General features: G+C 70.8%; 24 protein-coding genes and 1 tRNA gene. 16 read left to right on the top strand and 9 right to left on the bottom strand.

Annotated features, from left to right (window positions below):
- Positions 1-23: 23 nt before the first annotated feature.
- On the top strand, positions 24-206 hold the full coding sequence (locus C470_RS04485; protein ID WP_004598298.1) for a hypothetical protein: 183 nt from the start codon (positions 24-26) through the stop codon (positions 204-206).
- A gap of 30 nt (positions 207-236) precedes the next feature.
- Here C470_RS04485 and C470_RS04490 read toward each other — a convergent pair whose 3' ends face one another.
- Entirely contained in the window at positions 237-1,559 is a 1,323-nt protein-coding gene (locus C470_RS04490) for an NAD(P)/FAD-dependent oxidoreductase (protein WP_008365571.1), read from the bottom strand.
- 577 nt (positions 1,560-2,136) lie between these two features.
- Here C470_RS04490 and C470_RS04495 point away from each other — a divergent pair.
- Positions 2,137-3,384 (top strand): threonine synthase, encoded by a 1,248-nt coding sequence (locus C470_RS04495; protein WP_008365573.1) that lies wholly within the window; start codon positions 2,137-2,139, stop codon positions 3,382-3,384.
- Positions 3,385-3,432: 48 nt separating this feature from the next.
- Here C470_RS04495 and C470_RS04500 read toward each other — a convergent pair whose 3' ends face one another.
- Entirely contained in the window at positions 3,433-4,623 is a 1,191-nt protein-coding gene (locus tag C470_RS04500) for a PGF-CTERM-anchored ABC transporter substrate-binding protein (protein WP_008365575.1), read from the bottom strand.
- Positions 4,624-4,685: 62 nt separating this feature from the next.
- On the opposite strand from C470_RS04500, the gene btuC reads away from it, so the two are divergent.
- From btuC to C470_RS15610, 8 genes are all read left to right on the top strand, one after another.
- Positions 4,686-5,852 carry a vitamin B12 ABC transporter permease BtuC gene (gene btuC / locus C470_RS04505; RefSeq protein ID WP_049897581.1) on the top strand — a complete coding sequence of 389 codons (1,167 nt, stop codon included), beginning with the start codon at positions 4,686-4,688 and terminating at the stop codon, positions 5,850-5,852.
- Complete coding sequence (locus C470_RS04510) at positions 5,849-7,111, top strand: ATP-binding cassette domain-containing protein (protein WP_008365577.1); 1,263 nt, start codon at positions 5,849-5,851, stop codon at positions 7,109-7,111. Before btuC ends, C470_RS04510 begins: the two co-directional genes overlap by 4 nt.
- Before the next feature lie 64 nt (positions 7,112-7,175).
- A complete protein-coding gene (locus C470_RS04515; RefSeq protein ID WP_008365579.1) occupies positions 7,176-8,171 on the top strand; it encodes a class I SAM-dependent methyltransferase in 996 nt (331 codons plus the stop codon).
- 85 nt (positions 8,172-8,256) lie between these two features.
- Complete coding sequence (locus C470_RS04520) at positions 8,257-8,478, top strand: hypothetical protein (protein WP_007346196.1); 222 nt, start codon at positions 8,257-8,259, stop codon at positions 8,476-8,478.
- Positions 8,465-8,854, top strand: coding sequence for a hypothetical protein (locus tag C470_RS04525; RefSeq protein ID WP_004598307.1), 390 nt, complete (start codon positions 8,465-8,467; stop codon positions 8,852-8,854). Before C470_RS04520 ends, C470_RS04525 begins: the two co-directional genes overlap by 14 nt.
- 583 nt (positions 8,855-9,437) lie before the next feature.
- A tRNA-Thr gene (locus tag C470_RS04530) sits at positions 9,438-9,510 on the top strand.
- 268 nt (positions 9,511-9,778) lie between these two features.
- Entirely contained in the window at positions 9,779-10,186 is a 408-nt protein-coding gene (locus C470_RS04535; protein WP_008365582.1) for a DUF4112 domain-containing protein, read from the top strand.
- A 141-nt stretch (positions 10,187-10,327) separates the two neighbouring features.
- Positions 10,328-10,459 (top strand): rubrerythrin-like domain-containing protein, encoded by a 132-nt coding sequence (locus C470_RS15610; protein WP_152418639.1) that lies wholly within the window; start codon positions 10,328-10,330, stop codon positions 10,457-10,459.
- A 42-nt stretch (positions 10,460-10,501) separates the two neighbouring features.
- Here C470_RS15610 and C470_RS04540 read toward each other — a convergent pair whose 3' ends face one another.
- The 3 genes from C470_RS04540 to proS form a co-directional block, all read right to left on the bottom strand.
- A complete protein-coding gene (locus tag C470_RS04540; RefSeq protein WP_008365584.1) occupies positions 10,502-11,755 on the bottom strand; it encodes a helix-turn-helix transcriptional regulator in 1,254 nt (417 codons plus the stop codon).
- 108 nt (positions 11,756-11,863) lie between these two features.
- On the bottom strand, positions 11,864-13,009 hold the full coding sequence (locus C470_RS04545; RefSeq protein ID WP_008365585.1) for a hypothetical protein: 1,146 nt from the start codon (positions 13,007-13,009) through the stop codon (positions 11,864-11,866).
- A 158-nt stretch (positions 13,010-13,167) separates the two neighbouring features.
- On the bottom strand, positions 13,168-14,643 hold the full coding sequence (proS, locus tag C470_RS04550; protein WP_007994145.1) for a proline--tRNA ligase: 1,476 nt from the start codon (positions 14,641-14,643) through the stop codon (positions 13,168-13,170).
- A 144-nt stretch (positions 14,644-14,787) separates the two neighbouring features.
- On the opposite strand from proS, the gene C470_RS04555 reads away from it, so the two are divergent.
- The gene (locus C470_RS04555; protein ID WP_008365587.1) at positions 14,788-15,387 is read left to right on the top strand and encodes an NUDIX hydrolase; all 600 of its coding nucleotides are present in this window, start codon (positions 14,788-14,790) and stop codon (positions 15,385-15,387) included.
- A 570-nt stretch (positions 15,388-15,957) separates the two neighbouring features.
- Positions 15,958-17,016: a M42 family metallopeptidase gene (locus C470_RS04560; RefSeq protein ID WP_008365589.1), complete on the top strand. Its 1,059-nt coding sequence runs from the start codon at positions 15,958-15,960 to the stop codon at positions 17,014-17,016.
- 30 nt (positions 17,017-17,046) lie between these two features.
- On the opposite strand, the gene C470_RS04565 is transcribed toward C470_RS04560, so the two are convergent.
- Entirely contained in the window at positions 17,047-18,348 is a 1,302-nt protein-coding gene (locus C470_RS04565) for an MFS transporter (protein WP_008365591.1), read from the bottom strand.
- 192 nt (positions 18,349-18,540) lie between these two features.
- Between C470_RS04565 and C470_RS04570 the strand changes: the two genes are divergently transcribed.
- Positions 18,541-19,425, top strand: coding sequence for a substrate-binding domain-containing protein (locus tag C470_RS04570; RefSeq protein ID WP_008365593.1), 885 nt, complete (start codon positions 18,541-18,543; stop codon positions 19,423-19,425).
- Between the two features lie 3 nt (positions 19,426-19,428).
- Here the strand turns inward: C470_RS04570 and purH are convergent, their stop codons facing one another.
- Positions 19,429-21,033 carry a bifunctional phosphoribosylaminoimidazolecarboxamide formyltransferase/IMP cyclohydrolase gene (gene purH / locus C470_RS04575; protein WP_004598316.1) on the bottom strand — a complete coding sequence of 535 codons (1,605 nt, stop codon included), beginning with the start codon at positions 21,031-21,033 and terminating at the stop codon, positions 19,429-19,431.
- 167 nt (positions 21,034-21,200) lie between these two features.
- Between purH and purB the strand changes: the two genes are divergently transcribed.
- Positions 21,201-22,760, top strand: a complete 1,560-nt coding sequence (gene purB / locus C470_RS04580; protein ID WP_008365595.1) for an adenylosuccinate lyase — start codon at positions 21,201-21,203, stop codon at positions 22,758-22,760.
- 7 nt (positions 22,761-22,767) lie between these two features.
- On the opposite strand, the gene C470_RS04585 is transcribed toward purB, so the two are convergent.
- Entirely contained in the window at positions 22,768-23,418 is a 651-nt protein-coding gene (locus C470_RS04585; protein ID WP_008365597.1) for an SDR family oxidoreductase, read from the bottom strand.
- Positions 23,419-23,519: 101 nt separating this feature from the next.
- Here C470_RS04585 and C470_RS04590 point away from each other — a divergent pair, with 101 nt between their 5' ends.
- Entirely contained in the window at positions 23,520-23,825 is a 306-nt protein-coding gene (locus C470_RS04590; protein WP_049908596.1) for a zinc ribbon domain-containing protein, read from the top strand.
- A gap of 11 nt (positions 23,826-23,836) precedes the next feature.
- Here the strand turns inward: C470_RS04590 and C470_RS04595 are convergent, their stop codons facing one another.
- The gene (locus C470_RS04595) at positions 23,837-25,123 is read right to left on the bottom strand and encodes an RNA-guided endonuclease InsQ/TnpB family protein (RefSeq protein ID WP_004598319.1); all 1,287 of its coding nucleotides are present in this window, start codon (positions 25,121-25,123) and stop codon (positions 23,837-23,839) included.
- Between the two features lie 215 nt (positions 25,124-25,338).
- On the opposite strand from C470_RS04595, the gene C470_RS04600 reads away from it, so the two are divergent.
- Entirely contained in the window at positions 25,339-26,034 is a 696-nt protein-coding gene (locus C470_RS04600; RefSeq protein WP_008365601.1) for a sensor domain-containing protein, read from the top strand.
- Positions 26,035-26,111: the final 77 nt, after the last annotated feature.

The following is a 26,111-nucleotide window of genomic DNA, read 5'->3' on the forward strand; positions in this document are numbered from 1 at the left end:
GGTCCGCCGAGAGGTGTGCCCGCATGAACGACGCCGCCCTCCGGACCCGCCTCGACGCGATCCTGCTCCTGCTGGCGACGAACGCCCTCCTCCTGTTCGGGGTCGGGTTCCGGTACGCGAGGGAGATTACGGTGGGGGTGGCCGTCCTCGCCGCGCTCGTCGGGTACGGGCTCGTCCGGGGACGGCGGTCCGGCGCGCTGCCGTGAGACGCGCACGGCACGGTGTGGCCGGGGCGGTTACAGGTGCTCCGCCGCCGCCTCGGCCGCCTTCCGGCCGCTCTCCAGCGCGCCCTGGATCGACGACCACTCGGTGTAGTCGCCGGCGAGCGTCACCGGTCCGTCAGGGTCGTCGACGTCCGGAAGGTCGGCGTGGACGCCCGGCGGCTGCGCGAACTGTGCGAACCGGATCCGGTGGACGTCGAGGGTCTCCAGCCCGGAGACGTCGCGCTCGGGGAACCACGCGTCGAGGGCCTCGCGCACGTCGCCGCGGAGGGCCTCCTCGTCGCGCTCCAGCGAGTTCCTGCCGAGGAACGTCGCGGCCAGCAGCGCGCGGTCGTCGGGCGCGTACTCGGGCGCGACCTCCGACATGGGGACCACAGCGTTGGGTGATTCCTCGGCCGCGTTGAGCAGGATGCGCTCGCCGGTCTCGAACGACTCGCCCGCCGGGAGCGCGTACCAGCCGGTGACGTTCGGCACGCCCTCCGTGGGGACCGACTCGACGCCGGTGAGCCGCCGGGCCTCGGGCGGCGAGGTCGCGACGACGACGGCGTCCGTCTCGCGGGTCGAGCCGTCCGCGAGTTCCACGGTGGCGCCGTCGGCGTCGGCCGCGCCGGACCGGAACGGGATCCGGCCCTGCCCCGCGATCCGGACCGCATCCACGTCCTCGCCCGTCTCGATTTCGACGCCCGCCTCGCGGGCGCGGTCGGCGAGCGCAGCGGGGAGCGCGGCCATCCCGTCGGCGGGGACGCCGATGGAGCCGCGGCCCATCGCGCGGAACGTGTACTCGAAGACGTGCTTGGAGGTCGAGAGGGTGCGGTCGAGGGTGATCCCGCCGTAGAACGGCTCCACGAAGTTCTCGACGTAGTCGTCGGCGAACCCCCAGTCGCGGAGGTACTCGCGGATCGGCGCGTCCGGCCCGGCGAAGAACTCGCCCTCGTCGCGGTTCGCGAGGTCGTACCGGAGCGCGAGCGTCCGGAGCTTGTCGGAGAAGGAGACCTCGTCGTTCAGGAGGGAGGGAATCGCCGAGAGCGGGTCGCGGAGCGGATCCCCGAGCGTCGAGCGCGAGCCGGGGCGACAGATCGTCGCGCCCGGGGCGAACGTGCGCAAGTCGAGGTCGTCGAGACCTCCGGCGCCGAGTTCGCGTTTGACCGCGGGGTAGCTGGAGAAGAGGACCTGGAAGCCGCGGTCGAGCGTGAACCCGTCGATCGTCTCCGTCCGCACGCGCCCGCCGACCTCGGGCCGTCGCTCGTACAGCGTCACGTCCGCGCCCGCCTCGGCGAGCCTCGCCGCGGCGACCAGCCCCGCCAGCCCGCCGCCGACGACCGTGGCGTCTCCGTTCATACGTGAAGTATCGGGTCGCGGGTTTATAAGCGGCGGCGGGACGGACCGGATCGCTTTCCGCAAGGCACGTTGTTATATGTAAATCGACTGCCGACGCGAACGCTCACGAAGCCCCAGCCGCTCGGCCGTACGTAGTCGATTATAAATCGACTGCCGACGCGAACGCTCACGAAGCCNGCGAACGCTCACGAAGCCCCAGCCGCTCGGCCGTACGTAGTCGATTATAAATCGACTGCCGACGCGAACGCTCACGAAGCCCCAGCCGCGAGGCGGGCGCACGCTCGCTGCGCTCCTCAGTCGCTCGTTACACTCGCTCCCTGCGGTGCTTGCGTCGCCTGCGCCCGCCTCCCGGCTGCCCCTTCGAGTCCCGCCCCGCACGGCACCGCAGCCTCACGCCTCCCCAACCTCGTCAGTCGCCGTCGCTTCGCTCCGGCGACTGACTCCCTCGCACGCGCTGACTCGCGGTCGCCGAGGGCGACCGCTCGCAGGCGCGCGCCACAGCACTGCTGGAGGTTCATCCTCCCGCGACTCGGCTCCGAGTGCGAAGCGATTAGTCGCCGCCGCCGCAACGTTCGGTATGGCTGATTTCGAGACCACGCCGGCGTTTCGCGGTTTAAAAAGTCGGGCCTCGGGACGCGTCCACGAGACCGCCGACGCGGCGTCGATCGACGACGAGGAGCGGGCGCGCGGCCTCGACCCCGTCTACGACTACGACGCGGTCGACCCGGACGACCTGTTCGACCCCGCGGCCCGCGGGGGGAGCGGCGACGCCCGGACCGCGCCCGCGACTGCGAGGGGGCACTGGCGGTTCGATGCCCTGCTCCCCTTCGGGGCCGAGAGCGCGCTCACCGCGGGCGAGGGCGGCACGCCGCTCGTGGCCACCGAGCGGCTCGCCGACGAGCTGGACGTCGACGCGGTGTACGTCAAAGACGAGGGGCGGAACCCCACGGGGACCGTCCTCGACCGCGGCCTGTCGCTCGCCGTGACCGCAGTTTCGAAGCGCGCGGCCGACGGCGCGGACGTCGAGCCGCTCGTCTGCGCGAGCCCGGGCAACGCCGGGCAGTCGATGGCGGCGTACGCGGGCCGCGCGGACCTGCGATCGTACTCCTTCGTCCCCTCTCGCTGCGCGTTCTCGAACAAGTCGATGACGAACGTCCACGGCGGCGAGATGCGCGTGGTCGGCGGGCGCTTCCCGGACGCGGCCGAAGCGGTCGACGAGCAGCTGGAGACCGACTACTCCGACCTCGGCGAGTTCGCGACGCCGTACCGCCACGAAGGGGCGAAGACCGTCGCGTTCGAGCTCGTCGCCGACCTCGGCGACGCCCCGGACGTCGTCGTCGTCCCGACCGGCTCCGGCGAGGTCGTCGCCGGCGTTTATAAGGGGTTCTCGGAGCTGGAGCGGGTCGGCGCGATCGACGGGACGCCGAAGGTCGTCGCCGCGCAGGCGTCGGGCTGCGCGCCCATCGCGGCCGCGGTCGAGCGCGGCCTCGACGAGCCGGAGCCGTGGGGGACGCCCGACACAATCTGCGGCGAGCTGGAGATCCCGGACCCCGCGGGCGGCGCGGCGGCCGTCGAGGCGGTCACCGAGAGCGGCGGGACCGCGGTCGGCGTCGACGACGACGACATCCTCGCGAGCGCGGTCGCCGTGGCGCAGAACGAGGTCGTCGAGATGGGCGCGGCGGGCGGGGCGGCCCCCGCCGGCGCGTGGGCGCTCGCCGAGGACGACTTCTTCGACGGCGACGAGACCGTCGTGCTGCTCAACAGCGACGCCGGGCTGAAGACCCCGGACATCCTCCGCAGCCACCTGATGGGCCAGGGCATTTAAAAAGAAAACCGCCGATCCGGCCGGGGTCGAATCCGATGCGGGTTCGACTCAGTCGCGCCGTGCGAGCAGCCCGGTCGCGAGCAGCGCGAGTGCGGCCGCGACGACGCCGAATCCGGGCGCCGAATCGCCCGTGTTCTCGTCGTTTCCGTCACCGTCGCTCGCGTTCCCGTCACTTCCGTCCCCGTCGCTCGCGTTCCCGTCACTTCCGTCCCCGTCGCTCGCGTTCCCGTCCGCGCCGTCGGTCGACTCGCTGCCCTCGCCCTGGAGTTCGACCACCGCGTTCGAGAGCGTCGTCGTGGACTCGATCACGCTGCGCGGCGCCGGCTGGTTGAGGTAGTTCACGTTCATCACCACGTAGCTGTCCTCGGCGCCCGCGGTCGTGCTGGCGTACGGCTCCTGCTCGAGGATGGCGGCCTCGGAGTCGGTGACTAAGAGTAGCTCGGGGTTCGATTCGAGGATGACTTCGTCGGAGAGCTGCGGGTACCCCTCGTAGTCGGCCGCGACGTTGTCGGCCCCGCCGATGTTCATGATCGCGTCGATGAAAGTGTTGTTCGCCGCGACGTAGCCGCCGCCGAGCGGGTACAGCGCGGCGGGGCGGTCGACGTCGGCCGTCCGCTCCTCGGCGTCGTCGACGGCGTCGTACATCTCCTCGTTGGTCTCCGCGGCGGCGTCGCACGCGCCGACGAGCCGACCGATCGTCTCCGTCTTCTCGGCGATGTCCTCGACGTCCGTCGCCGCCGGGAAGTGGTAGACGGTCAGCCCCTGCTCGCGGAGCGGCTCGACGTCGGCCGCCGAAGAGTTCGGCGCCAGCACGAGGTCAGGCTCGGTGTCGACGACGCGCTCGACGCTCGCGCCGAACTCGGCGGAGACGTTCGCGCGCTCCTCGGCGCCGTCGAGGTAGAAGGCGAACTGGCTCACGCCGACGACGCGGTCCTGCTCGCCGAGCTCCCACAGCGTCTGCGCGGCCGACGGGTTGATCGTCGTGATCCGCTCGGGCCGCTCCTCCAGCGTCACCGTCTCGCCGGTGGCGTCGGTCGCGTTGAACGGGAACCCGCAGGCGCCGTCCGTCTGTGCGGGGCCGGTCCCCGTCGCGCCCGCGGCGCCGACCGCCGGCTGTGCGCCCGCCGTCGGTCCGTCGGTCGATATCGTCGGCTGTGCGCCCGCGACCGTCCCGGCGACGCCCCCGATCAGGGCGGTCGTCACCAGCACGGCCATCGCGATCGCGAAGCTGTTTCGCATCGGATCGAGGGGCGGGCTCGTCCAATAAGTATTTACCTACTACAAGTTGTGTTGGAGTACGTATGCGACCCTGGGTGCGATCGGCGGCGTGGTCGGCGGCGGGAGCCGCGCTGCTCGCGGTCGTCGTTGTCGGCAGCGCCGCGATCGGACCGGTTCGAATCCCGCCGGAGACCGTGATGAAGTCTGTGCTGAACGCGGTCGCGGTGCCGGCGGGGATCGAGACGAGCGCGGGCGGCGTCGGCCCGCTGCCGATACCCGGCGTGGGTCCCCTCACGATCCCGAGCGTCGACCTCGCGTTCGCGTCGCCGTTCGCGTTCCCCGTCGACTCCGTCCACCAGCAGATCGTCGTGGGCGTGCGGCTCCCGCGGATCCTGCTCGCCGCGCTCGTCGGCTTCGCGCTCGCGTCTGCCGGCACGGTGATGCAGGGGTTCTTCCGCAACCCGATGGCGGACCCGTCGATCATCGGCGTCTCCTCGGGCGCGGCGGTCGGCGCGGTCGCGTTCATCGTCTTCCCCGCCGCGCTCTCGACGACGATCGCCCTCCCGCTCCTCGGTCCCGTCGAGGTCGCGCTCTCGCGCGGCGCGGGGACGAGCCTCTTCGCGTTCGTCGGCGCGCTCGTCGCCGCCTTCGGCGTGTACGCGATCGCGACGCGGAACGGCCGGACCCCGGTCGCCACCCTCCTCCTGGCGGGCGTCGCGGTCCAGACGTTCCTCGGCGCGGTCGTCTCGTACCTCCAGCTTCAGGCCGGCGAGTCGCTCCGGCAGATCGTCGCGTGGCTGATGGGCCACCTCTCGGGCGCCGCGTGGAGCGAGGTCGCCGTCACCGCGGCCGTCGTGCCGCCGCTTTTCGCCGTGCTGCTCGCGTACGCCCGCGACCTCAACGTCCTCCTGCTCGGCGAGGAGGAGGCGCGCGGGCTGGGCATCGCGGTGGAGCGCACCAAGCGCGTGCTGCTCGCGGCGTCGGCGCTCGTCACGGCCGCCGGCGTCGCGTTCGCCGGCGTGATCGGGTTCGTCGGCCTCATCGTCCCGCACATGCTGCGGCTCGTCGTCGGCCCGGACCACCGGGTGTTACTCCCGTCCGCGGCGCTCGCCGGCGGCACCTTCCTCGTCGCGGCCGACACGGTCGCGCGCTCGGCGGCCGCGGAGTACCCGGTCGGCATCATCACCGCCGCGGTCGGCGCGCCCTTCTTCGTCTACCTGCTCGTGACCCGGGAGGTGACGGAGCTGTGAGCGCCGACCGCTCTCCCCCCTCGTCGCTGCCCGACACGGCGCTCTCGTTCGGCGACGCGCCGCTGCTGTCGGCCTCGGACGTGGCCGTCTCCTTCGGCGACCTCGACGTCGTCTCCGGCGTCGACCTCCGGGTCGAGCCCGGCTCGCTGGTCGGCCTCGTCGGGCCCAACGGCGCCGGCAAGACCACCGTGTTGCGCGCGGTGACCGGCGCCGTCGAACCGGACGCGGGGACCGTCGAGATCGGCGGCGACCCGGCCGCGTCGCTGTCGGCCAAGCAGGTGGGGCGGCGCGTCGCGAGCGTGCCGCAGGCGACGAACCTCGCGTTCGACTTCCGCGTGCGCCACGTCGTCGAGATGGGGCGGACGCCGCACCTCGGCCGCTTCGACGCCCACGGCGTCGAGGACGACGCCGCGGTCGACGCCGCGATGGCCGCGGCCGACGTCGCGCGCTTCGACGACCGGTCGATCACCGAGGTCTCGGGCGGCGAGCGCCAGCGCGTGCTGCTCGCGCGGGCCTTGGCGCAGGCGGCCCCGCTCCTCCTCCTCGACGAGCCGACCGCGAGCCTCGACGTGAACCACGCGGTCGAGACGCTCGAGCTGGTCCGCGCGTTCGTCGACGACGGCGACCGGGGCGCGATCGCCGCGATCCACGACCTGGACGCCGCGGCGCGGTACTGCGACGAGGTCGTCGTCCTCGCGAACGGCGGGGTCCGGGCCGCCGGCCCGCCGGAGTCGGTGCTGTCCGCGTCGACCGTCGGCGCCGCCTTCGACGCGGAGGCGTTCGTCGGCCGCGACCCGGCGACCGGAGCGCCCGCGGTGACCGCCTTCCCGCACAGCGACGTCGAGAGTCGGCGCGTCCACGTGATCGGAAGGGGGCGGCCGACCGCGCGCGTCGTCGCCCGACTGGCCGCCGCGGGCCACGAGCCCTCGGTCGGCGTGGTCCCGCCGGGCGACGCGGCCGCCGGCGCCGCCGCTGACGCGGGCGCGACCGCCGTGACGGCGCCGCCGTTCGAGGCGCCCTCCGAGGCGACGCTCGCGGCGGCCCGCGAGCTCGCGGCCGACGCGGACGCGACGCTCGCGGTCGGAACCGCCGAGGGCGGGCCCACGACCGCGGACGGCCCGGCGGAGGTGGTCGGGGTCGCGGACGGCCCGAACGCCGAGGTGGCCGCGGCCGCGGACCGAGTCGTCTCGGTCTCGCCGGACGCGAGCGGCGCGGAGCTGCTCGACGCGGTCGCGGCCACGACCGCGGACGGTGAGTGAGTTCTCGCGCTCACGCCGCCCGCGAAGCGTCACCGTTTATTCGCTCGCCCGCGTCCCTCCGACGATGAGCGTCCCCTGCGTCGCCGTCGACCGCGAGCGCGGTGAGAGCGTCCGGAGCCGGCTCGCCGGCGCCGACGCCCTCGACGGCGACCATCAGATCGCGGTCGAAGACGACACGATCTACATCCCCGTCTCCGGGCGCGACCGAGTGCCCGCCGACCTCGCGGACCGGGTCGTCGAGCGCGACGCGGCGGCCCGTGACCGACCCACGACGCCCGCGGAGATCCTCGGCTACGAGCCTTCCCTGGAGCGGCTCGGCGACATCGTCATCGTCGACGAGGACGACGACGAGCGCGCTCGCGACATCGCCGACGCCGTGATGGCCGCCGACCTCCCCTGCGACACCGTCCTCAACCGCGCGTCGCCGATCGAGGGCGAGCTCCGGGTCCGCCGGTGGGACGTGTTGGCCGGGAACGGCACCGAGACGGTTCACCGCGAGTACGGCCACGAGTTCGCGCTCGACGTCGCCGCGGTGTACTTCTCCCCGCGGCTCGCGACCGAGCGCCACCGGGTGGTCGAACAGGTCGGAGCCGGGGAGTCAGCGGTCGACATGTTCGCCGGCGTGGGGCCGTACGCGGTGCCCATGGCCTCTCGAGGCGCCGACGTGGTCGCGTGCGACCTCAACGAGCGTGCGGTCGAGTACCTCCGCGAGAACGCCGAGCGCAACGGGGTCGCGGACAGGGTGACAGCGGTCGCTGGCGACGTGCGCGAGATCGCCGACGAGTACGCCGACACGGCCGACCGGCTCGTGATGAACCTCCCGCACTCCGCCGAGGAGTTCCTGGAGACCGCCGTCGCGCTCGCCGGCGACGACTGCGTGATTCACTACTACGACATCCAACACGAGGACGACCCGTTCGGCCCGGGCCGCCGGGCGGTCGAGGCCGCCGCGGGCGACGACTACGCGGTCGAGGTCGAGGCCGAGCGCGTCGTCCGGTCGTACGCCCCCCACGAGTACAACGTCTGTCTCGACGTGCGCCTGACGCGCGCCGAGGGCTGACCCGGTCGCGACGCGCCGCCTCGGAACACCGGCACGACACGTCAGGGCGTCCGTTTATGAGTGTTACTCTCTAACACGTGTTCGTATGAGCGACGCCGCAGACCCAGAGGAGCGCATCGACGAGACGACCACCTGGCCGGATCTGGCGATCGGACTGTACGACAGACTGACCGGCCGGAACGCGGAGATTCACTACCAGTTCGACGATCTGACCGTCGAGGTGCCGAGCGGCACGGGCGACGACGCCGAACACGCGGAGTGGCGCGTCGACGGCGGAGTTCGGGTCACGACGAGTGAGTCTGAGTGAGTCGGGCCCGCGGCTCTCGGTCGAGACCGACGACCTGACGCTCTCGGTGGACGGCGTCGACGCGGCGGTCCACGCGACCGACCGCCGGCTGTTCGTCGAGGTCGAGAGCCTCCGCGACGCCCTCCGTATCGCCCGGCGGCTGCCGGACGAGTCCGTCTCGAACCGCGCCCTCGCCGAGCTGATGCGCGCGGGCCTCACCGCCGAGGTCAGGGTCCGCGGCCGAACGGTCGCGGTCGCGGGGGCCGACGCGCGACCGGGACCGCTCTCGCACCGGCTCGGCCTCGCGCCCGCGGAGCTGCGGCTCGCCGGAGTCGTCGGCGCAGGGTACGGCGACCTCTCCGCCGCGATCCGCCGGGCGCGGCGGCTGTTCTCGTAGCGTGGGTCGTCCGACGCCGCCCGAGCGCGCCGACCGGTCCGGTCGCTCGCGGGGAGCGGTCGAAACTGCGAGAACGCCGCGCCGCCCCGAGGGGGGTCGGGGGCGGGCGGCCGGGGCCCGTCACATGACAAGCGGTCGCGGCGGCGGTCTCGGACCAGAGGCGATTCTGCGCTTGGCGCGTCGGAGACGCGGTTCACACGGTAGCCGCGACGGGACGCTGCTGGGGATGACGGCCGCGCCGAGTCGCCGTGGGGGCGACGACCGGCGAGGCTATCGCCGCCCGGTACGGGCTTCGACCGGGCACGCACCGCCGGGGGATTCGATCCCCGCCGTCTCGGCGCGCGGGCGGTGTCAGCACACTCGGGTTGAAGTCCGAACACGTATTTAGTCTTTTTCCTTATACACTTGTATTGTGTTCCGATTTCTTGCTCGTCTCGAAACAGAAAATGAGCATATTCGAGACGTCCGTCCGGTTATTGTCGGAACAATTCGCCGATTTTACCGCGCGGCTCGGCGCGGCGGATCGCCGCCCCGTCCCCGTTTCGGAACCCTTATTTTTCCGTCCGGGAATTGAAGCATGCGTGCCGGAGTAGCTCAGCTGGCAGAGCGATTCCTTCGTAAGGAATAGGTCGGGGGTTCAAATCCCCCCTCCGGCTTCCTGCTGTGGACAACGTGAGCAGCGGAAGCCAAAGCGGGATTTGAACGAGGCCGGACGAGCGCGAGCGAGTCCGGCCGTTGTTCACAATCCCCCCTCTGGCTCTTCTGACGGACCAACGCGGAGTCGAAGGGTCGCAGCCATGCGCTGCCGGGTCCGTTTTCGATCGCTCAGTGAACCCTCTGATAAGCGGCATACGATCACTTGCTGTGGCTCGTTGGGTGAATTTCCGACAGCAGCGTTATTCAGCGGGAAACTGTACGTGGTGTATGCCGAGCGCACAGGAGAGCGAGTTTCTGACCGAGGCCAACGAGCGGATCGCGCGCCTCCCGGAGTCAGTCGACCGAGCGGCGGTCAAGCGCGTCCTGATCGTCGCGTACGTCCTCGACGAGGGCGTCCGCGTTCCGGTCGTCGGGTATCGCATCGGAATCGATCCGCTGCTCGGCATCCTCCCGGGTGCGGGAGACGTACTCACCGGCGGCGTCTCGCTGTATATCGTGGTCGAGGCGGCCCGTCTCGGCGTCTCCGACACGACGCTGCTCAGAATGATCGCAAACGTCTCGCTGGACCTGCTCGTGGGGGCGGTCCCGGTCGTCGGCGACCTCTTCGACGTCGTCTGGAAGGCCAACACGCGCAATTTCGAGCTGGTGATCGAAGAGCTCGCCGCAGAGGCGTAGGAGCTCATCGGAACTCGCTCGGTTCGAGGCCCGCCGATGTCGGGATTCCGATCGTTCGGTCACCGGCTCGCGTAAACTGGTTTATATTATCCAAACAATATTAGGCGTGTGATTATCTATCACGGGATCGTATCGGTTGATATGCGACCAAAATACGAGTGCGACAGCGAAGAAGTGTACGAGTGTTTCGGATGCGGTCGACGGACGGACTCGCCCGGCGAGTGCGAGTGCGGGGGTGAGCTGCTACACATCGGCCGCTCGCGGGACCTGTGACCCCGGTCGGGCGGAACGCTGTGCGGACCGCCGTCGGTCCGGTCAGGAGCCGTCGGTAGCGTCGCGCTCGTCGCCCCCGTTCCTGCCGCCGCTCTCCTCGTCGACGTCGCTCCCGTCGCCGTCGTCGCTCTCGTCCTCGTCGTCTCCACCCGAATCTGCCTCGGGGTCGTAGTCGGGGAGCGAGAGGACGTTCTCGCGGCCCAGTCGGAAGCCGTCGAGGTCGCCCTCGTCGCGCAGTCCGGTCACCACCTGGCTCGTCTTCGCGGCGGTCCAGTCCAGCTCCTCGGCCACCTGCTTCTGTTTCATCCGCCCGCCCTGCGCCTCGATCAGCCGGAGCACCTGCTCTTCGTTGCTCAACAGGTCGCTGTCGACGGGCGGCGCCTCGTCCGACCCGCCCTCCGATTCGCCGCCGGCGTCCGCGTCGGCGCCGTCGGACGACGACGCGTCGGTCGCGGCCGCGGCGGCGCCCGCCGCGCTCGGCGCCTCGTCTCCGGTCGCGTCGCTCTCGGTCACGGCGTCTCCGCCACCGCCCGCGAGGACTCCCGACTCCCCGTCGCTCCCGTCGTCACGCCGGCGATAGGCGACTGCGCCCCCGGCGACGGCGAGGACGGCGAGGAGCGCGACGATTCCGGCCGTCGGGAGCCCGGAGAGCGGCCCCGCGGGCGCGACCGAGATCCGCGGCTGGCCGGCCGAGAAGTCGACGGGTCCGTTCCAGACGACGGACCGGTCGCGCACCTCACTCGGATCCGGCGTCGTCTCCGCGAGGCGGTACCCCTCCGGCCACGAGACGATGAGCGACGAGGAGTCGTCGAGGAACAGCCCGTCGACCGCGTCGCCGACGCGCAGTCGGTCCCCGTCGACGGCGGCGAAGTTCGTCCACTCGAACCGGTAGGTCAACACGCCGTACGCCTGCGGGAGCTCGCGCCGCTCGGCGGTGACGGTCGCGTTCGACACCGTCATGTTGCGACCCGTCGTCGACTCGGCGGTCTCGGCGGTCGAGACCATGCGGTCGCGGAACCGGGTCGTGTACGCCTCCGTGTCGTTCTCCACGTCCGCGCGGAGCTGTTCGAACGCCTGCTCCTCTTCGTCGGTTGCGAGTCGGATCCGGTACTCGACCGTCCACTGCGCGTCGCCGTCCGGCCGAACGTCGACCTCCATCGACACGTCGTCCGGTTCGACGTCCATCTGGGCGAAGCCGCCGTCGAACGGCACCGCGCCCGCGCCCCCGGCGCCGAGCGCGAGACCGACGGCTCCGAGGAGGGCCAGGACGGCGAGGAAGATCGGCGCTCGCTGCACAGACTTTCTCACACGGACGGCCGGTAAATTCCTTCCCATCCGGGACAGTTTCGACGCCCCGTCGAGGGTCGGACCGTCCTGGGCGCCGCGTTCGGGGCCCGTCGTGAATCATCCATCGAGGCGCGAGGCGCTCCCGACGTCCGTCCACGGAGCACCCGGCGCCCCGTCGACCGACGGTGCGCCAGCGCCGCCGCTCGATCCGTTTCCGTCGGGGCCGCCGTCGCTCGGCCCGCCGCTCCCGGACCCGTCGCCGGAGCCGACCGGCGGACCGGTCGACGCGTTACCCGACCCGTCGTCGGTTCCGCTCCCGGATCCCGGCGGACCGAGCGGGTCCGACCCGTTCGCGGCGCCGGTTTCGGACCCGTTCGCGCCCGCCGCGTCCGGCGGTCCTGCTGACCCGTTACCGGGACCACCGACCGACCCGTTCCCCGGACCCGCTCCCGGCGGCCCGGCCCACCCGTTTCCCGGACCTGCTCCGGGACCACCGACCGACCCGTTCCCCGGACCCGCTCCCGGCGGCCCGGCCGACCCGTTTCCCGAACCGCCGCCCAGTGGCCCCTCGCCGGGCGGACCGGCGTCGCTCGGGGGCCCGCGTTCGGTCCCGTTCCCCGGCGGGCCGCGGCGTTCCGGACCGACCGGCCCGCCGACGCCCTCGCCGGCCACGCCCCGGGCGATGGCGGCGACCTCGGGGCCGCTGAGCTCGTTCGCGCGCTCGCGCAGCGTCGCCAGCCGCTCGTCGTCGACGCCCGTCTCGTTGCGGACGGCGGGCGGGAGTTCGGCCGCCGCGCTCGCGCTCCGGTTCAGCCCCCGGGAGAGCGTCTCGATCCGCGCGGTCGTCGTCGCCATCCGGGCGGCGTACGCGCCCTGACTCAGCTCGCCGGCCGCGCGGCGCTCGCGGAGCTCCCGCTGTCGTGCTTCCAGCTCCGCGAGCCGCTCCTCGGTCCGGTTCAGTCGCTCCGCGACGACGCCGGCGCGGCTCTCGTTCGTCTCGGCCTGCCGGAGCCCGACCTCGAAGGCGCGGGACTCGACCTCGCCCTCGATCTCGGCGCCCTGAACGCCGACGACGCCCGCGAGGCGTTCGCCGGGGCTGAGGTCGGTCGTCGCGTTCTCGGCGGTCCCGTTCTCGCCGTCGCTCGCGTTGATCGGCGAATCGGTCTGCGGCGCCACCGGCCCCGCCGGCGCGGCCGCGGCGGCCCCGGCGATCACCGCCGCGGCGACGGCCACGACGACGAGGCTCGCAATCCATCGGTTCATTACCTGCGTGTACACACTCCGTCCGTATATACCCGAAACTCCGTTAAGCCGGATCAACGCGGATTAATCGCAGGACGTGACGGGTGCCCCGGTCGCTCGCGAAAACGCGGGTCGTCTCGGCCCGGCACGCCCGAGGCCCGTCCGTTCGTCCGGGCGACTCAGTACGTCTTCGCGAAGTAGGCGGTCCGCTCGGCGTCGTCGTCGCACATCGCGCAGGTCTCGCCGTGGTCCCCGTCGGCGAGGGGGTCCTCGTCCTCGAACGGGACCATCACGATCTCGGCGGCCAGCGGCTCCTTGATCGGCTCCTCGCAGGCCTCGTCGCCGCACCACGGCGCCTTCACGTAGCCGCCGTGCTGGCCGAGCGTGCCGAGGATGTCGGCGCGGTCGTCGGCCTCGCGCACGCCCTCGTCGAGGGTCTCTTCGGCGGTCGCGTACAGCTTGGCGTATATCTCGTCGAACTGGTCGCGGACGGTCTCGGCGACGCCGTCGCGGTCGACCTCGACGCTCTCGCCGTCGGGGCGGTGGACCAGGGTGAGCTCCTCGTCGTCGACTTCGTGGGGGCCGATCTCGATCCGGAGCGGGATCCCGTTGAGCTCGTGTTCGTTGAACTTGAACCCGGGGTTGCGCTCGTCGCGGTCGTCGAGCTCGACGCGAATCCCGGCGTCGTCGAGCTCGTCGGCCACGCCCTCGGCGTAGTCGAGCACGTCGTCTTTCGTGTCCTCCTGCCAGATGGGGACGACGACGACCTGCGTGGGCGCGACCGTGTGGGGTAAGACGAGCCCCTGCTCGTCGGAGTGGGTCATGATCAGCGCGCCCAGCGCGCGCCACGAGAGCCCCCACGAGGTCGTGTGGGCGGTCCGCTCCTCCTCGTCTTCGTCGGAGTAGGTGATGTCGAACGCCTCCGCGAACGACTGCCCGAGGTGATGCGAGGTGCCGGCTTGTACGGACTTCCCGTCGGGCATCAGCGCCTCGACGGTCGTCGTCGTGTCCGCGCCAGGGAACTTGTCGTGGTCGGGCTTTTGCCCCTTCAGGACCGGCAGCGCGAGCAGGTCCTCGTAGACGGACTCGTACTGGTCGAGCCGCAGCAGGGTCTCTTCCCACGCGTCCTCGCTCGTGGCGTGGGCGGTGTGGCCCTCCTGCCAGAGGAACTCCTTCGTCCGGAAGAACGGCTTCGTCTCGGTCGCCTCCCACCGGACGACGGAGCACCACTGGTTCACGCGCAGCGGGAGGTCGCGGTGGCTGCGGACCCACTGCGAGATGTACGGCGTGATGATCGACTCGGAAGTCGGGCGGACCGCGAGCCGCTCTTCGAGCTCCTTGTTGCCCGCCTCGTCGACCCACGCGACCTCGGGGTCGAACCCCTCGACGATGTCCTTCTCCCGTTCGAGGTACGACTCGGGGATGAACAGCGGGAAGTAGGCGTTCTGGACGCCCGTGTCCTTGAACTTCGCGTCGAGGAACCCCTGGAGCCGCTCCCAGACCGCGTACGCCCGCGGGCGGGTGACGATGAAGCCGCTCATCCCCTCGGGGCCGTAGTCCGCCAGCCCCGCCTTCCGTACGACCTCGGCGTACCACTCGCCGGTGTTGTGCGTCTTGGACTCGGTGATCCCGAGCTCCTGGTCGTCGTCGCTCATTACTCTCGAAAGCGGGTGTCGCGGGCTTAAAAGGTCCGAACCCGACCGCCGCGGCGCGGTCTGCCCCGGGCTTGCGGATAGATCACGTCCCGCGCGGACGGAATCCGGGGAAACGTTAACCGCCTCGCGTCGCCTAACTCGCCCATGGACCTGTCGGGCCTGCGTCGACACGCGCCGCAGTCGCTCGCCGGGCGGCGGCAGGCCGCGGTGTTGGCGCCGGTGATCGCGCGCGACGGGGAGGCCCACCTCCTCTTCACCAAGCGCGCCGCCCACCTCGGCGAACACCCCGGACAGATGAGCTTCCCCGGCGGCGGCCGCGAGCCGATCGACCGGACGCTGACCGACACCGCGCTGCGCGAGGCCGACGAGGAGGTCGGAATGCGGCCGACGGAGGTCGACGTCCTCGGTCGGATCGACGACACGCGCACCTCGTCGCAGTACGCGGTCCGCCCGTTCGTCGGCGTCGCGCCCGACCGCGAGTACGTCCCCGACGAGTCGGAGGTCGCGGAGGTGGCGATCCTCGCGGTCGACGCGCTCACCGACCCCGCGAACTACGAGTCGGAGCGACGCGTCGGTCATCCGGAGTACGGCGACCACCGCGTCCACTACTTCCACGTCGACGGCTACACCGTCTGGGGCGTGACCGGCCGGATGGTCGTCCAGCTGTTGGAGCGGACGACCGACTGGCGCGCGCCCGCCGAACCGGACCGCGTGGTCGGCGCGGACGCCGAGCTACCGATTTGAATTGTATGCCGCGGAGGTCGGCCTCGAGGCGCCCGTTCGGTTGGCAGTTGACTGCGGATCGACCGCGAATCCCGCTAAAGCCTCAGACGCTCGCTTATAAACTGCTACGAACGGATCGGTCACGAACACCGCCAAAGCCCCAGCCGCGCTCGACTCCCACAGCTCGCTGCGGTCCTCGGTCGCGACGCTCCCTGCGGTCTCGCCGGCGGCGAAGCCGCCGGCTGTCCGAGGGACCAAAGGTCCCTCGCTACTTGCGTCGCTGGGGTTCGTCGAGCGCGGCTGCCCCTTTGAGTCCCACCCCGCACCGCACGGCACAGCACCTCACGCCTCCCCAGCCTCGTCGGGCGCGTCCTTCGGGCTCCCTTCGGTCGCCCTCGGAGCGCCCGACTCCCTCGCGCGTGCTCCTCGCGTCCGGTGGGCGCTCGGAGGCACGCGCCACCGCCGAGGTTTATAAGTGATTCCTGTCCCCGTTCACGGCTATTTAAATACCGGACCGCTCGCGGTTCGGCGAAGGCCGACGGTCGTGCCGGATCCTGCGGACCTTTGTCGCTGGCACGGTCACTCGGTGGTATGCCACGCGAGTTCGACTTCGACTTCGACCTGCTCCGAGAGCTGACCGAGGCGCGCGGCGTCCCCGGCTACGAGGACGACGTCCGCGAGATCGTCCGCCGCGAGTTCGCCGACAGCGTCGACCGGGTCCGGAGCGACGCGATGGGGAACGTCGTCGGCACGATCGAGGGCGACTCGGACTACTCCGTCGCCGTCGCGGCCCACATGGACGAGATCGGGTTCATGGTCCGCCACGTCACCGACGAGGGGTTCGTCCAGGTCGACCCGCTCGGCGGCTTCGACGCCCGGGTGTTGCGCGCGCAGCGCGTCACCGTCCACGGCGACGAGGACCTGACGGGCGTCATCGGCTCCGTCCCGCCGCACACGCTCACGGAGGAACAGCAGGAGAAGGACGACGAGGTGAAGGACGTGTTCATCGACCTCGGCCGCGACGCCGAGGCGGTCGAGGAGCTGGTGAGCGTCGGCGACCTCGTCACCCTCGACCAGACCACGACGCGGATGGGCGACCGCGTCACCGGGAAGGCGCTCGACGACCGGATCTGCCTGTTCGCCATGCTGGAGGCCGCCCGCCGGATCGACGACCCCGACGTGACGATCCACTTCGCGGCGACGGTCCAGGAGGAGGTCGGCCTCCGCGGCGCGCAGGCGCTCGGCGTCGACGTCGACCCCGACCTCGCCGTCGCCCTCGACGTCACCGTCGCCAACGACGTGCCGCAGATCGGCGACCCGGCCGACGCCGTCACCGAACTCGGCGAGGGGACGGCGGTGAAGCTGAAGGACTCCTCGGTGATCACCAGTCCGAAGGTCCACGGCCGGCTGACTGAGGTCGCCGAGGAGGAAGAGATCGACCACCAGCACGAGGTGTTGCCCGCGGGCGGCACCGACACCGCCGGGTTCCAGAACACGGCGGGGGCGAAGCCCGTCGGCGCCATCTCGATCCCGACGCGGTACCTCCACACCGTCACCGAGACAGCCGACGGCGGCGACGTCGAGGCGACGATCGACCTGCTCACGGCGTTCTTGGAGTCCGAGACGGGCGAGCACGACTACACGCTGTAGGCGGGCGTCGCGGTCGCGCCGCGGGCGGCGTCAGTCGTCGCTCGGGACGGCCCCGCCCGGGTCCCGGTCCGCGCGGTGGGCCGAGCGCGCCTGCCACGCGAAGCCCGTGGTCGCGAACGCGATGAACGCGGCCGCGAGCAGGAACCCCGTCTCGGTGGTCGTCCAGTCCATCGTGGTGCCGACCAGCACGGGCCCGACGACCTGCCCGACCTTCCACGAGACGGAGCGCAGGCTCATCGCGCTGGCGACGGAGTCGTACGCCTCGCCCTCGCTGACGAACAGCGACATGCTCGCCGGCAGCCGGATCGAGTCGGCGACCCCGAGGAGCGAGTAGGCGCCGAACAGCGCGAAGAAGGCCCCACCGAGCGTCTGGGAGTCGCCGAGATATGAGACGGTGACGGGCGCGAGCGTCCCCTCGAAGTACGCCGCGAGCGGGATGATCGCGGTGCCGACGCCGTACAGGAGCGCGCCGACCGCGACGAACAGGTACGTGCGCTCGTAGCGGTCGGTGAGGTCGCCGACGAACCCCTGCGTCAGCGCCTTCGTCAGCTTCCCGCCCGCCATGATCCAGCCGATGGCGAACGCGGAGATGCCGAACGTCGTCCGCGCGTAGATGGGGAGGAAGATGATCACCGCCATCTTCCCCACGCTGAACGTGAACCGGAAGAAGACGAGCGCGCGCAACATCGGGAGGCCCAGCAGCGACCGGAACGTCTCGATCCCGCCCGCGTCCTCGGGGTCCTTCCGGCCGCCGGGGTTGTCGCGGAGGAAGGCGAAGACGAGCGCGAACGCGGCGAGCGTGACGAGGGTCAACACGAGGTACGTCTCCGAGAACCCGTAGGCGTACAGGAGGTAGCCGCCGACGAGGTCACCGGCGAGCGAGGAGAAGGAGGCGAACTGGTTGTACGAGCCCAGCCACCGCCCCTGCTCGTCGTCCGGGCTGATCTCTCCGATCACCGTCGCGCCCGTGATCCAGAGGACGCTCGCGCCGAGCCCCTGGACCATCCGCACGAGGATGATGTGAACCGAGCTGTCGACCAGCGCGAAGCCGACGAAGACGGCGACGTTGATCAGGAAGCCGCCGAGCAGCCACCGCTTCGCGTTCCCGGTGTCCACCTTCCGGCCCAGCGGCAGGACGATGACCAGCTGGACGATCGCGAAGGCGGTGCCGAACAGGCCCTCGACGAACCCGGTGGTGCCGAACAGGTCCGCGTACAGCGCGAGCGCAATGAGGATCGTCGAGTACGCCTGACTACGGGCGAACGCGGTCCCGGCGAGCGCCGCGAACTCCCGGTCCCCGAGCAGCCGTACCGAGTTGCCGAACTGCGCCACGGTCGTCTCTCGTCGGAGCAACGACGGCGCGAGAAAAAAGCGCCGTCGATCCGGCGGTCCGCGTGGGGTTATCGTTTCAGGCGGCCGATACGCGAGTCGGACGCGGCGCCGCCCCACGACGAGCGGCGTTCCAGCGCCGAAACAGCTACCGGTTAATTCATAGGAAAGTGTGTCCAATTTCGGCTACATCGCATGCGCCGTCGACAGTACGTGCGGGCGCTCGGCCTCGGCGGTGCCGCCTCGCTGGCCGGCTGTACGAATTGGACCGAGGAGCGCCCGTCCGACCTCGGGTCGCTGACGCTCGCCACCGCCACGACGGCGTACGACAGCGGGCTGCTCCCCGTCCTGAACCGGGGGTACGCCGACCGGTTCGGCGCGGAGGTGGAGTCGGTCGTGCGCGGGACGGGCGCCTCGCTCCGCACCGCCCGGGACGGCGACTGCGACGTCGTGCTCGTCCACGCCCGCCCGCTGGAGGACGAGTTCCTCAGGGAGGGGCACGGGATCAACCGACGCCGGGTGATGGTCAACGACTTCCTGGTCGTCGGGCCGCCCGACGACCCCGCGGGCGTCGCCGGAGCGGGTCCCGTGTCGGCGTTCGAATCGATCGCCGACGCGGAGGCGACGTTCCTGTCGCGGGGCGATCGGTCGGGAACCCACATCCGCGAGCGCCGGATCTGGGACGAGGCTGGCGTCGATCCCGGCGGCGAGTGGTACCTCGAAACCGGTCAGGGAATGGGCGACACGCTGACGACCGCTCAACGGTCGGGCGCCTACACCCTCGTCGACCGCGGCACCTTTCTCGCCGTGGGCGGCGACGGCGCCCTCAGCCGGCACGTCGACTTCGGAATCGACCACCCGCCGCCGCTCCTCCGGAACGAGTACGCCGTCATCCCGGTCAACCCCGCCCGACACGACGCGGCGTACGCGCTCGCCATGTCCTACGTCGGCTACCTCACCGGTCCCGGACAGTCGCGGATCGAGGGGTTCCGGGTCGACGGGGAGCGGGCGTTCCGGCCGCTCGCCCGCTCGGCCGACCCCGAGTTCGAGCAGTACGTCCCGAGCGACTGGGATGGGTGACGCCTAATCGTGTCGGAAGCACCGCGACCCGGTGAACGCCATCGCCATGTCGCGCTCGTCGGCCGCGGCGATCACGTCCTCGTCGTTGACGGAGCCGCCGGGCTGAATTACCGCCTCGATGCCGGCGTCGGCCGCCTCCTCGACCGCGTCCGGGAACGGGAAGAACGCGTCCGAGGCCATCACGGCGCCCTCGGCGGACTTCCCCTCGGCGTCTTTCTCCGCCTTCATCGCCGCCAGCGTCACGGCGTCGACGCGGGACACCTGCCCCATCCCGACGCCGACCGTCTCGGTGCCGGTCGCGAAGAGGATGCCGTTCGACTTCACGTGTTTCAGCGTCTTCCAGGCGAACAGCATCGTCTCGACCTGCTCGTCGGTGGGCTCGCGCTCGGTGACGACCTCCAGGTCGTCGGCGGTCGGCGACTGTCGGTCGCGCTCCTGGACGAGGCGGCCGCCGACGATGGGCTTCTCGGTGAACCGCTCGGAGAACCGGTCCTCGCCCTCGCCGAGCGGGCCCACGTCGAGCACGCGGAGGTTCTTCTTCTCCGTGAGCACGTCGAGCGCGCTGTCGGTGTAGCCGGGCGCGACGACGACCTCCTTGAACGAGTCGGCGACCGCGGTGGCGGTGTCGGCGTCGCACTCGCGGTTCAGGGCGACGATACCGCCGAAGGCGGACTTCGCGTCCGTGCGCAGCGCGCGGTCGTACGCGTCCGCGAGGTCCGAGCCGACGGCGCAGCCCGCGGGGTTCGTGTGCTTGATCACCGCGGCCGCGGGCTCGTCGAACTCCTTGACCAGGTCGAGGGCGGCGTCGGCGTCGTTGTAGTTGTTGTACCCCATCCCCTTCGCGCCGGGGTTCAGTTGGGCGGCGTCGACGACGCTCGCCTCCTCGCAGCCGTCGTCGACGTATAAGGCGGCGTCCTGGTGCGGGTTCTCGCCGTACCGCAGCGTGTCTGTGCGCTCCTCGGAGACGAACCGCCGCTCCGGGAAGTCGCCGCCCACGTCGCCCTCGACCGCGACGCGCTCCGGACTCCCGTCGGCGTCGCGCTCGACGGTCACGCGGTCCTCGGCGAACCAGCGGACCGCCCGCGGGTACGCCGTGAACTCGGCCTCGCGGAGGACGCGCGCCTTCAGCGAGTCGGCGTCGTCGTCCTCGTACACCGGGATCGGCTCCTGGGTGACGACCGGACCGGCGTCGACCTCCTCGGTGACGACGTGGACCGTACAGCCGGTGGTCCGGACGCCCGCCTCCAGCACCTGTTCGTGGGCGTCGGTGCCCGGGAACGACGGGAGCAGCGAGGGGTGGACGTTCAGCGTCGTCGGGACGGCGTCGAGGAACGCGTCGGTGAGCACGCGCATGTAGCCGTCCAGGCAGACGAGGTCGACGTCGTAGTCCGAGAGGCGCTCGACGATGCGGCGCTCGTGCGACTCGCGCGACTCGCCCTCGTCGCGCTCGACGACCTCGGTCGGGATCCGGCGCTCCGTCGCGGCCCCCAGCACCGGCGCCTGCTCGCGGTTCGTCAGGACGACCGACAGCTCCGCCCCGCCGGGCGCGGCGTCGGCGATGTGTCTGAGGTTCCGTCCTCGGTTGCTCGCGAGTCCCGCGATCTTCATACGTGGACCTCCGACCGATCGGGTATATCGATTGCGGTCCGCGCCGCATATATGTCCACGTTCACGGATCGTAACGGGCGATCGGCGCGCCACGAGGCGGATACGGATCCACGTCCGTGCGACGCCCCATCGACACGCTTTTGCTGGCGCCGGGGGCAGTCGCGGACATGACCGACGACCCCGAACCGACCGCGGACGGCTCCGGACCGACGGCGGACGCCATCGCCGGCCTGTCCCGCTCGGACCCGCTCGCGGCCGTCTCGCCGCTCGACGGCCGCTACGCCGGCCGGACGGCGCCGCTGTCCCCGTACGCCAGCGAGGCCGCGCTGATGCGCGCGCGGACCCGCGTCGAGGTCGAGTACCTGCTCGCGCTGGGCGGGCTCGACGCGATCCCGATCGGCTTCGACGAGGCGACCGAGGCGGCGCTCCGGCGGATATACGAGGAGTTCGACGCCGAGGACGCGCGGCTGATCAAGGCGCTGGAGACCGAGGGCGCCGCGGGGTACGACGCGACCAACCACGACGTGAAGGCGGTCGAGTACTTCCTCCGCGTCCGGCTGGCCGAGGTCGCCGAGGAGGGTGAAAGCGGAGCGGGCGAAAGCGGAGCGGGCGAAAGCGATGCGGGCGAGGCGTCCGACGCGCCGCTCGACGACGCCGAGTCGCTGTACCCGTGGATCCACTTCGGGCTCACGAGCGAGGACGTGAACAACCTCGCGCACCGACTCCTCGTCAAGCCCGCGGTGAGCGAGGTGATCGTCCCCGCGGTCCGCGAGGTGCGCGACGCGCTGGTCGAGCTGGCACAGGACCACCGCGACACGCCGATGCTGGCGCGCACGCACGGCCAGCCCGCGACGCCGACCACCTTCGGCAAGGAGATGGCGGTGTACGCCGCGCGGCTCGGCCGCGCGCTCGGGCGGGTCGTCGTCGCGAACGAGGACCTCTCCGGGAAGCTCGCCGGCGCCTCGGGCACCTTCGCGGCGCACCGCGCCGCCTACCCCGACGTCGACTGGCGGGGCTTCTCCGAGTCGTTCGTGCGCGGCCTGGAGTTGGAACACACCGCGCTCGCGACGCAGGTGAACCCCTGCGACGACCTCGCGGCGCTGTTCGACGCGCTCCGGGGCGTCAACAACGTCCTCCTCGATCTGGACCTGGACGCGTGGCTGTACGTCTCCGACCGTTACCTCGGCCAGGAGGCCGTCGAGGGCGAGACGGGGTCGTCGACGATGCCACACAAGGTGAACCCGATCGACTTCGAGAACAGCGAGGGGAACCTCTCGAAGGCGAACTCCGACCTCACCTTCCTCGCCGACTACGTGACGACCTCCCGGCTCCAGCGCGACCTCTCCGACTCCACTGTCAAGCGCAACGTCGGCGCCGCCCTGGCGCACTGCCTCATCGGCTACTCGAAGGCCGCGGACGGGCTCGGGAAGGTCGTCCCGAACGAGACGGTCATGCGCGAGGAGCTGGACGCGACGCCCGAGGTGATCGGCGAGGCGGTCCAGACGGTCCTGCGGCGCGAGGGCGACACCGAGGCGTACGAGCGCGTGAAGGAACTCTCTCGCGGGCGGTCGGTGACGCTCGACGACTTCCGCGAGCTGTTCGACGAGCTCGACGTCGACGACGGTGTTCGCGAGGAACTGAAGACGCTGACGCCCGCCGGTTACACCGGCTTCGCCGACGAGCTGGTGGACGAGATCGACGGCGTTGGCGGCCCGGCGGACGAGTAACGCGCGCTCAGCGCTTTCGGAGGTCGAGTTCCCGCGTGGAGACCCCGGGGCGGCCGACGAGGCGGCGGTACTCCGCGGCGACCTCGCTCGCGGCGATCGCCGTCGGTCCGTCGTCAGGCCGGACGGCGGAGCCGATCCGGACGTACGTCACCGACACGTCGTCGAGGGCCGCGTCCAGCGAGACCGCGAGCCCCCGCGCGGCTGGCGCGACCGCGCCCCACTCGACCTGTGCCGTGACCGGCGGCTCCGCGTACGTCGTCCCGCTGAACAACACCGTCCCCTCGGTCTCGCGGAGGTCCGGCAGCGCCGCGCGGACGCACGCCATCGATCCGGCGACGCGCACGTCGAACAGCTCTCGGAGCCGGTCTGCGCTCGCGTCGTCGACGGGGTTGCCGCCGCCGGCCGCCGCGTTCAACACGAGGACCTCGACCGGACCGAGCTGGTCGCGAACGCGCTCGACGGCCGAGCGGACCGCCGCCTCATCGGTCACGTCCGTCGGGATAGCGACGGCGCCGTCCCCGAGATCATCGGCGAGCGTCCGCACGCGCTCCTCGGTGCGCGCCAGCAGCGCGACAGCGAACCCGTCATCGTGAAAGCGCCGCGCGACGGCGGTCCCGATCGTTGGACCGACGCCGGCGATCACGGCGACTCGCGTCATGGTCGATCGAGGCGGTCGGCGATCATATACGTTTGGCACGGACGGGGCGCCGACCCCCTCCGACCGTAACGCTCAATCGCGAGGAGGACGAGTCGCCGACGATACCCTCCGACGACAGCGAGACGGAGTACTCCGTCTTCGGCAACGAACCGAGTGGAGAGTGGGACGACGCGGGCGACGACCGCGTTGACCCCGATTCGCTAGCGACCGGGGACGACGACGGCTGCCCGAAGTGCGGCGGCACCGAGACGGAGACCGACGAGATCGCCACCAGCGGTACCGGACTCACCAAGATGTTCGACGTCCAGAACCGACGGTTCGTGGTGGTCTCCTGTGCGGAGTGCGGCTACTCCGAGCTGTACAAGGGCCAGTCGTCCGGGAACGCGATCGACTTCTTCCTCGGGTAAACTACCCCACCCTACTCGCTCACGGCTTCGCCGTTCGCTTCGTTGAGGGTGGGGCTTTCGCGTGGACTTCCGTTCTGGCCGCCGTCGGCGGCAGGCGAATACTCGCCGTTCACGTTCAACGTCCCGCGATTCAAGCGCACGTTTACGGGTGCGCCTCCGCCCGACGACGTTTGCGCCGCGCGGAGATGCTTCAGACCGATGTTCTTCGCCGCGTTGTAGTCCGCGTGAGGTGAGTACCCGCACTTCAGGCACTCGAATACGTCCTGTCCGTCCGATGTCGGGCGGTTGTCCTCATGGGTGAATCCACACTTTGAACACCGTTGAGAGGTGTAGGCAGGACTCACTTCTTCGACCGAGATACCGACGGTCTCAGCTTTGTACTTGAGGTACTCGAACAGACGGCGGAACGCCCATTCGTGGAACTTCTTGGCACGAGGCATCCGCTCACGAATCCCTGTCAGGTTTTCGAACGCGATCACGTCGCAGCCATACTCGACGGCTTCCGCGACGAGTTCTTTCGAGACGGTGTGTAAGAAGTGGTCGTAGCGGCCTGTCTCAGTACGTCCGACCGATTGGATGGTTTCGTGGGCGGCCCGCGTGCCACACTGATGGAGTGATCCGCGCCGCTTCTCGAACTCGCGGTGCCAGTGATTCAACTCCGACCCGTTCCAGAATGTCCCTGTGGAGGTGACGGCGACGTTTTCGATGCCGAGGTCAACGCCGAGGACTGTGCTGTGCCCGTCGTTGCCGTCGTCGGCAGTCTCGAACTCCACGTCCGCCTTTGTGCGGACGTGAAGGTAGAACTCGCCGTCGCGGTAGTGGAGTTCCCCGCCTGTCACTTCGTAGTCGTCGTTGAACAGATACTCCGAGTGGGGCGTCTCGCGGCTCTCATCGGGGAGGACGTACTCCGCGGTGATGCGCCCTTCGACGGTCGAGAGCGTCGCGTGGTCGTCGTTGAACGTCGCACATCGCTTGTCGTAGACGAGCGTCGGTGCGGAGAAGTTCGGCTTCCCCGCGTAGTCACCTTGCTTCCACCGAGCGACGACGCTCTGGACGGCGTCGGCGGCCTTGTTGCGAGCGTTTTGGACGAGGTTCGCTTGGAGTCGCGTCTCGGCCCGCACGTCGTCGTAGGTTTCGCGTTGGAGTTCAGCTTTGCTCGTGGTCTTGTATTCGCCTTCCCACGCGTGGTCGACGACGTAGTTGGCAGCCCACAGGAACTCGGAGATGGTTTCGTGGAGGAGGTCAGCGTCGCTGTCGGCCACGTCGAGTTTGACGGGAACGGTGCGACGTACCTCCATCCGTACTTCAGATGTAGGTCTATAGTTTTATATTAGTAACGGCTCGGTGGGGAGTCGGCCAGTCACCGAGCATAGTTGGTGTAGTACTGTGTCGGTTTCCTCTCCGACCTACTCGCTCGCTACGCTCACTCTCTGAGGTCGGAGGCTCCACCTTGAATTACGCTGAGTCGCCGGGAGAGCGACCGATTTTTGTCGGACGAAGAACCTGTTACGGTATGGTCTCCCTCCGACCGCTCGCCTCCCTCCCGGTCGTCGGCGTCGTCGCCGACGGCCGCACGTATCGCCACCTGCTGTACCTGCTGGTCGCGATGCCGATCGCCTTCGTCCACTCCGGCGTGTTCAGCTTCGGGGTCGTTTTCGGCATCATGCTCTCGCCGGTGCTGGTCGGGCTCGTGGTCCTGCTCGCGACGCTCGTCGCCGCTCGGCTGCTCGCGGCCTTCGAGCGCTGGCTCGCCGACGCGCTGCTCGGGACCGACCTCGCGACGCCGGACGACCTCGCCGAGGCCGACGGCGCGGTCGCCGGCGCGCGGAAGTACGTGGACGCCGCCTCGACGTGGCGGGGGCTCGGATTCCTCCTGTCGAAGTTCTGGATCGCCCTGTTCGGCCTCATCCCGCTGATCCTGCTCGCGAGGGGGGTTCCCCTGCTGACCGCGCCGGCCCGGTATCCCGTCACGGTCCGATTCGGCGAGGTCAACGGCGAGCCCGCGACGTGGGCGATCGAGACGCTGCCGGAGGCGCTGGCGGCGGTCCCGCTCGGCGTCGCCGCAGTTCTCGTCGCCTGTCACCTCGCGAATGCGGCCGCGTACGCCGCCCGCCGGATGGCGGTCGCCCTGCTCGACGGACCGACGCGTGACGGCCCCGCGGGCGAGAGCGAGCGCGTGACGGTCGACGGCGAGCCGAGCGGAGACTGACTCCTCGGCCGCCCTCGATCCGTCCGGGAGCACCCGATCGACACCGGCCCGCCCGGTGCGCTTATTCGCCTCCGAGC

The sequence above is a fragment of the Halorubrum distributum JCM 13561 genome, assembly GCF_000337395.1.
In the GTDB taxonomy this organism is placed as follows: Archaea; Halobacteriota; Halobacteria; order Halobacteriales; family Haloferacaceae; genus Halorubrum; species Halorubrum distributum.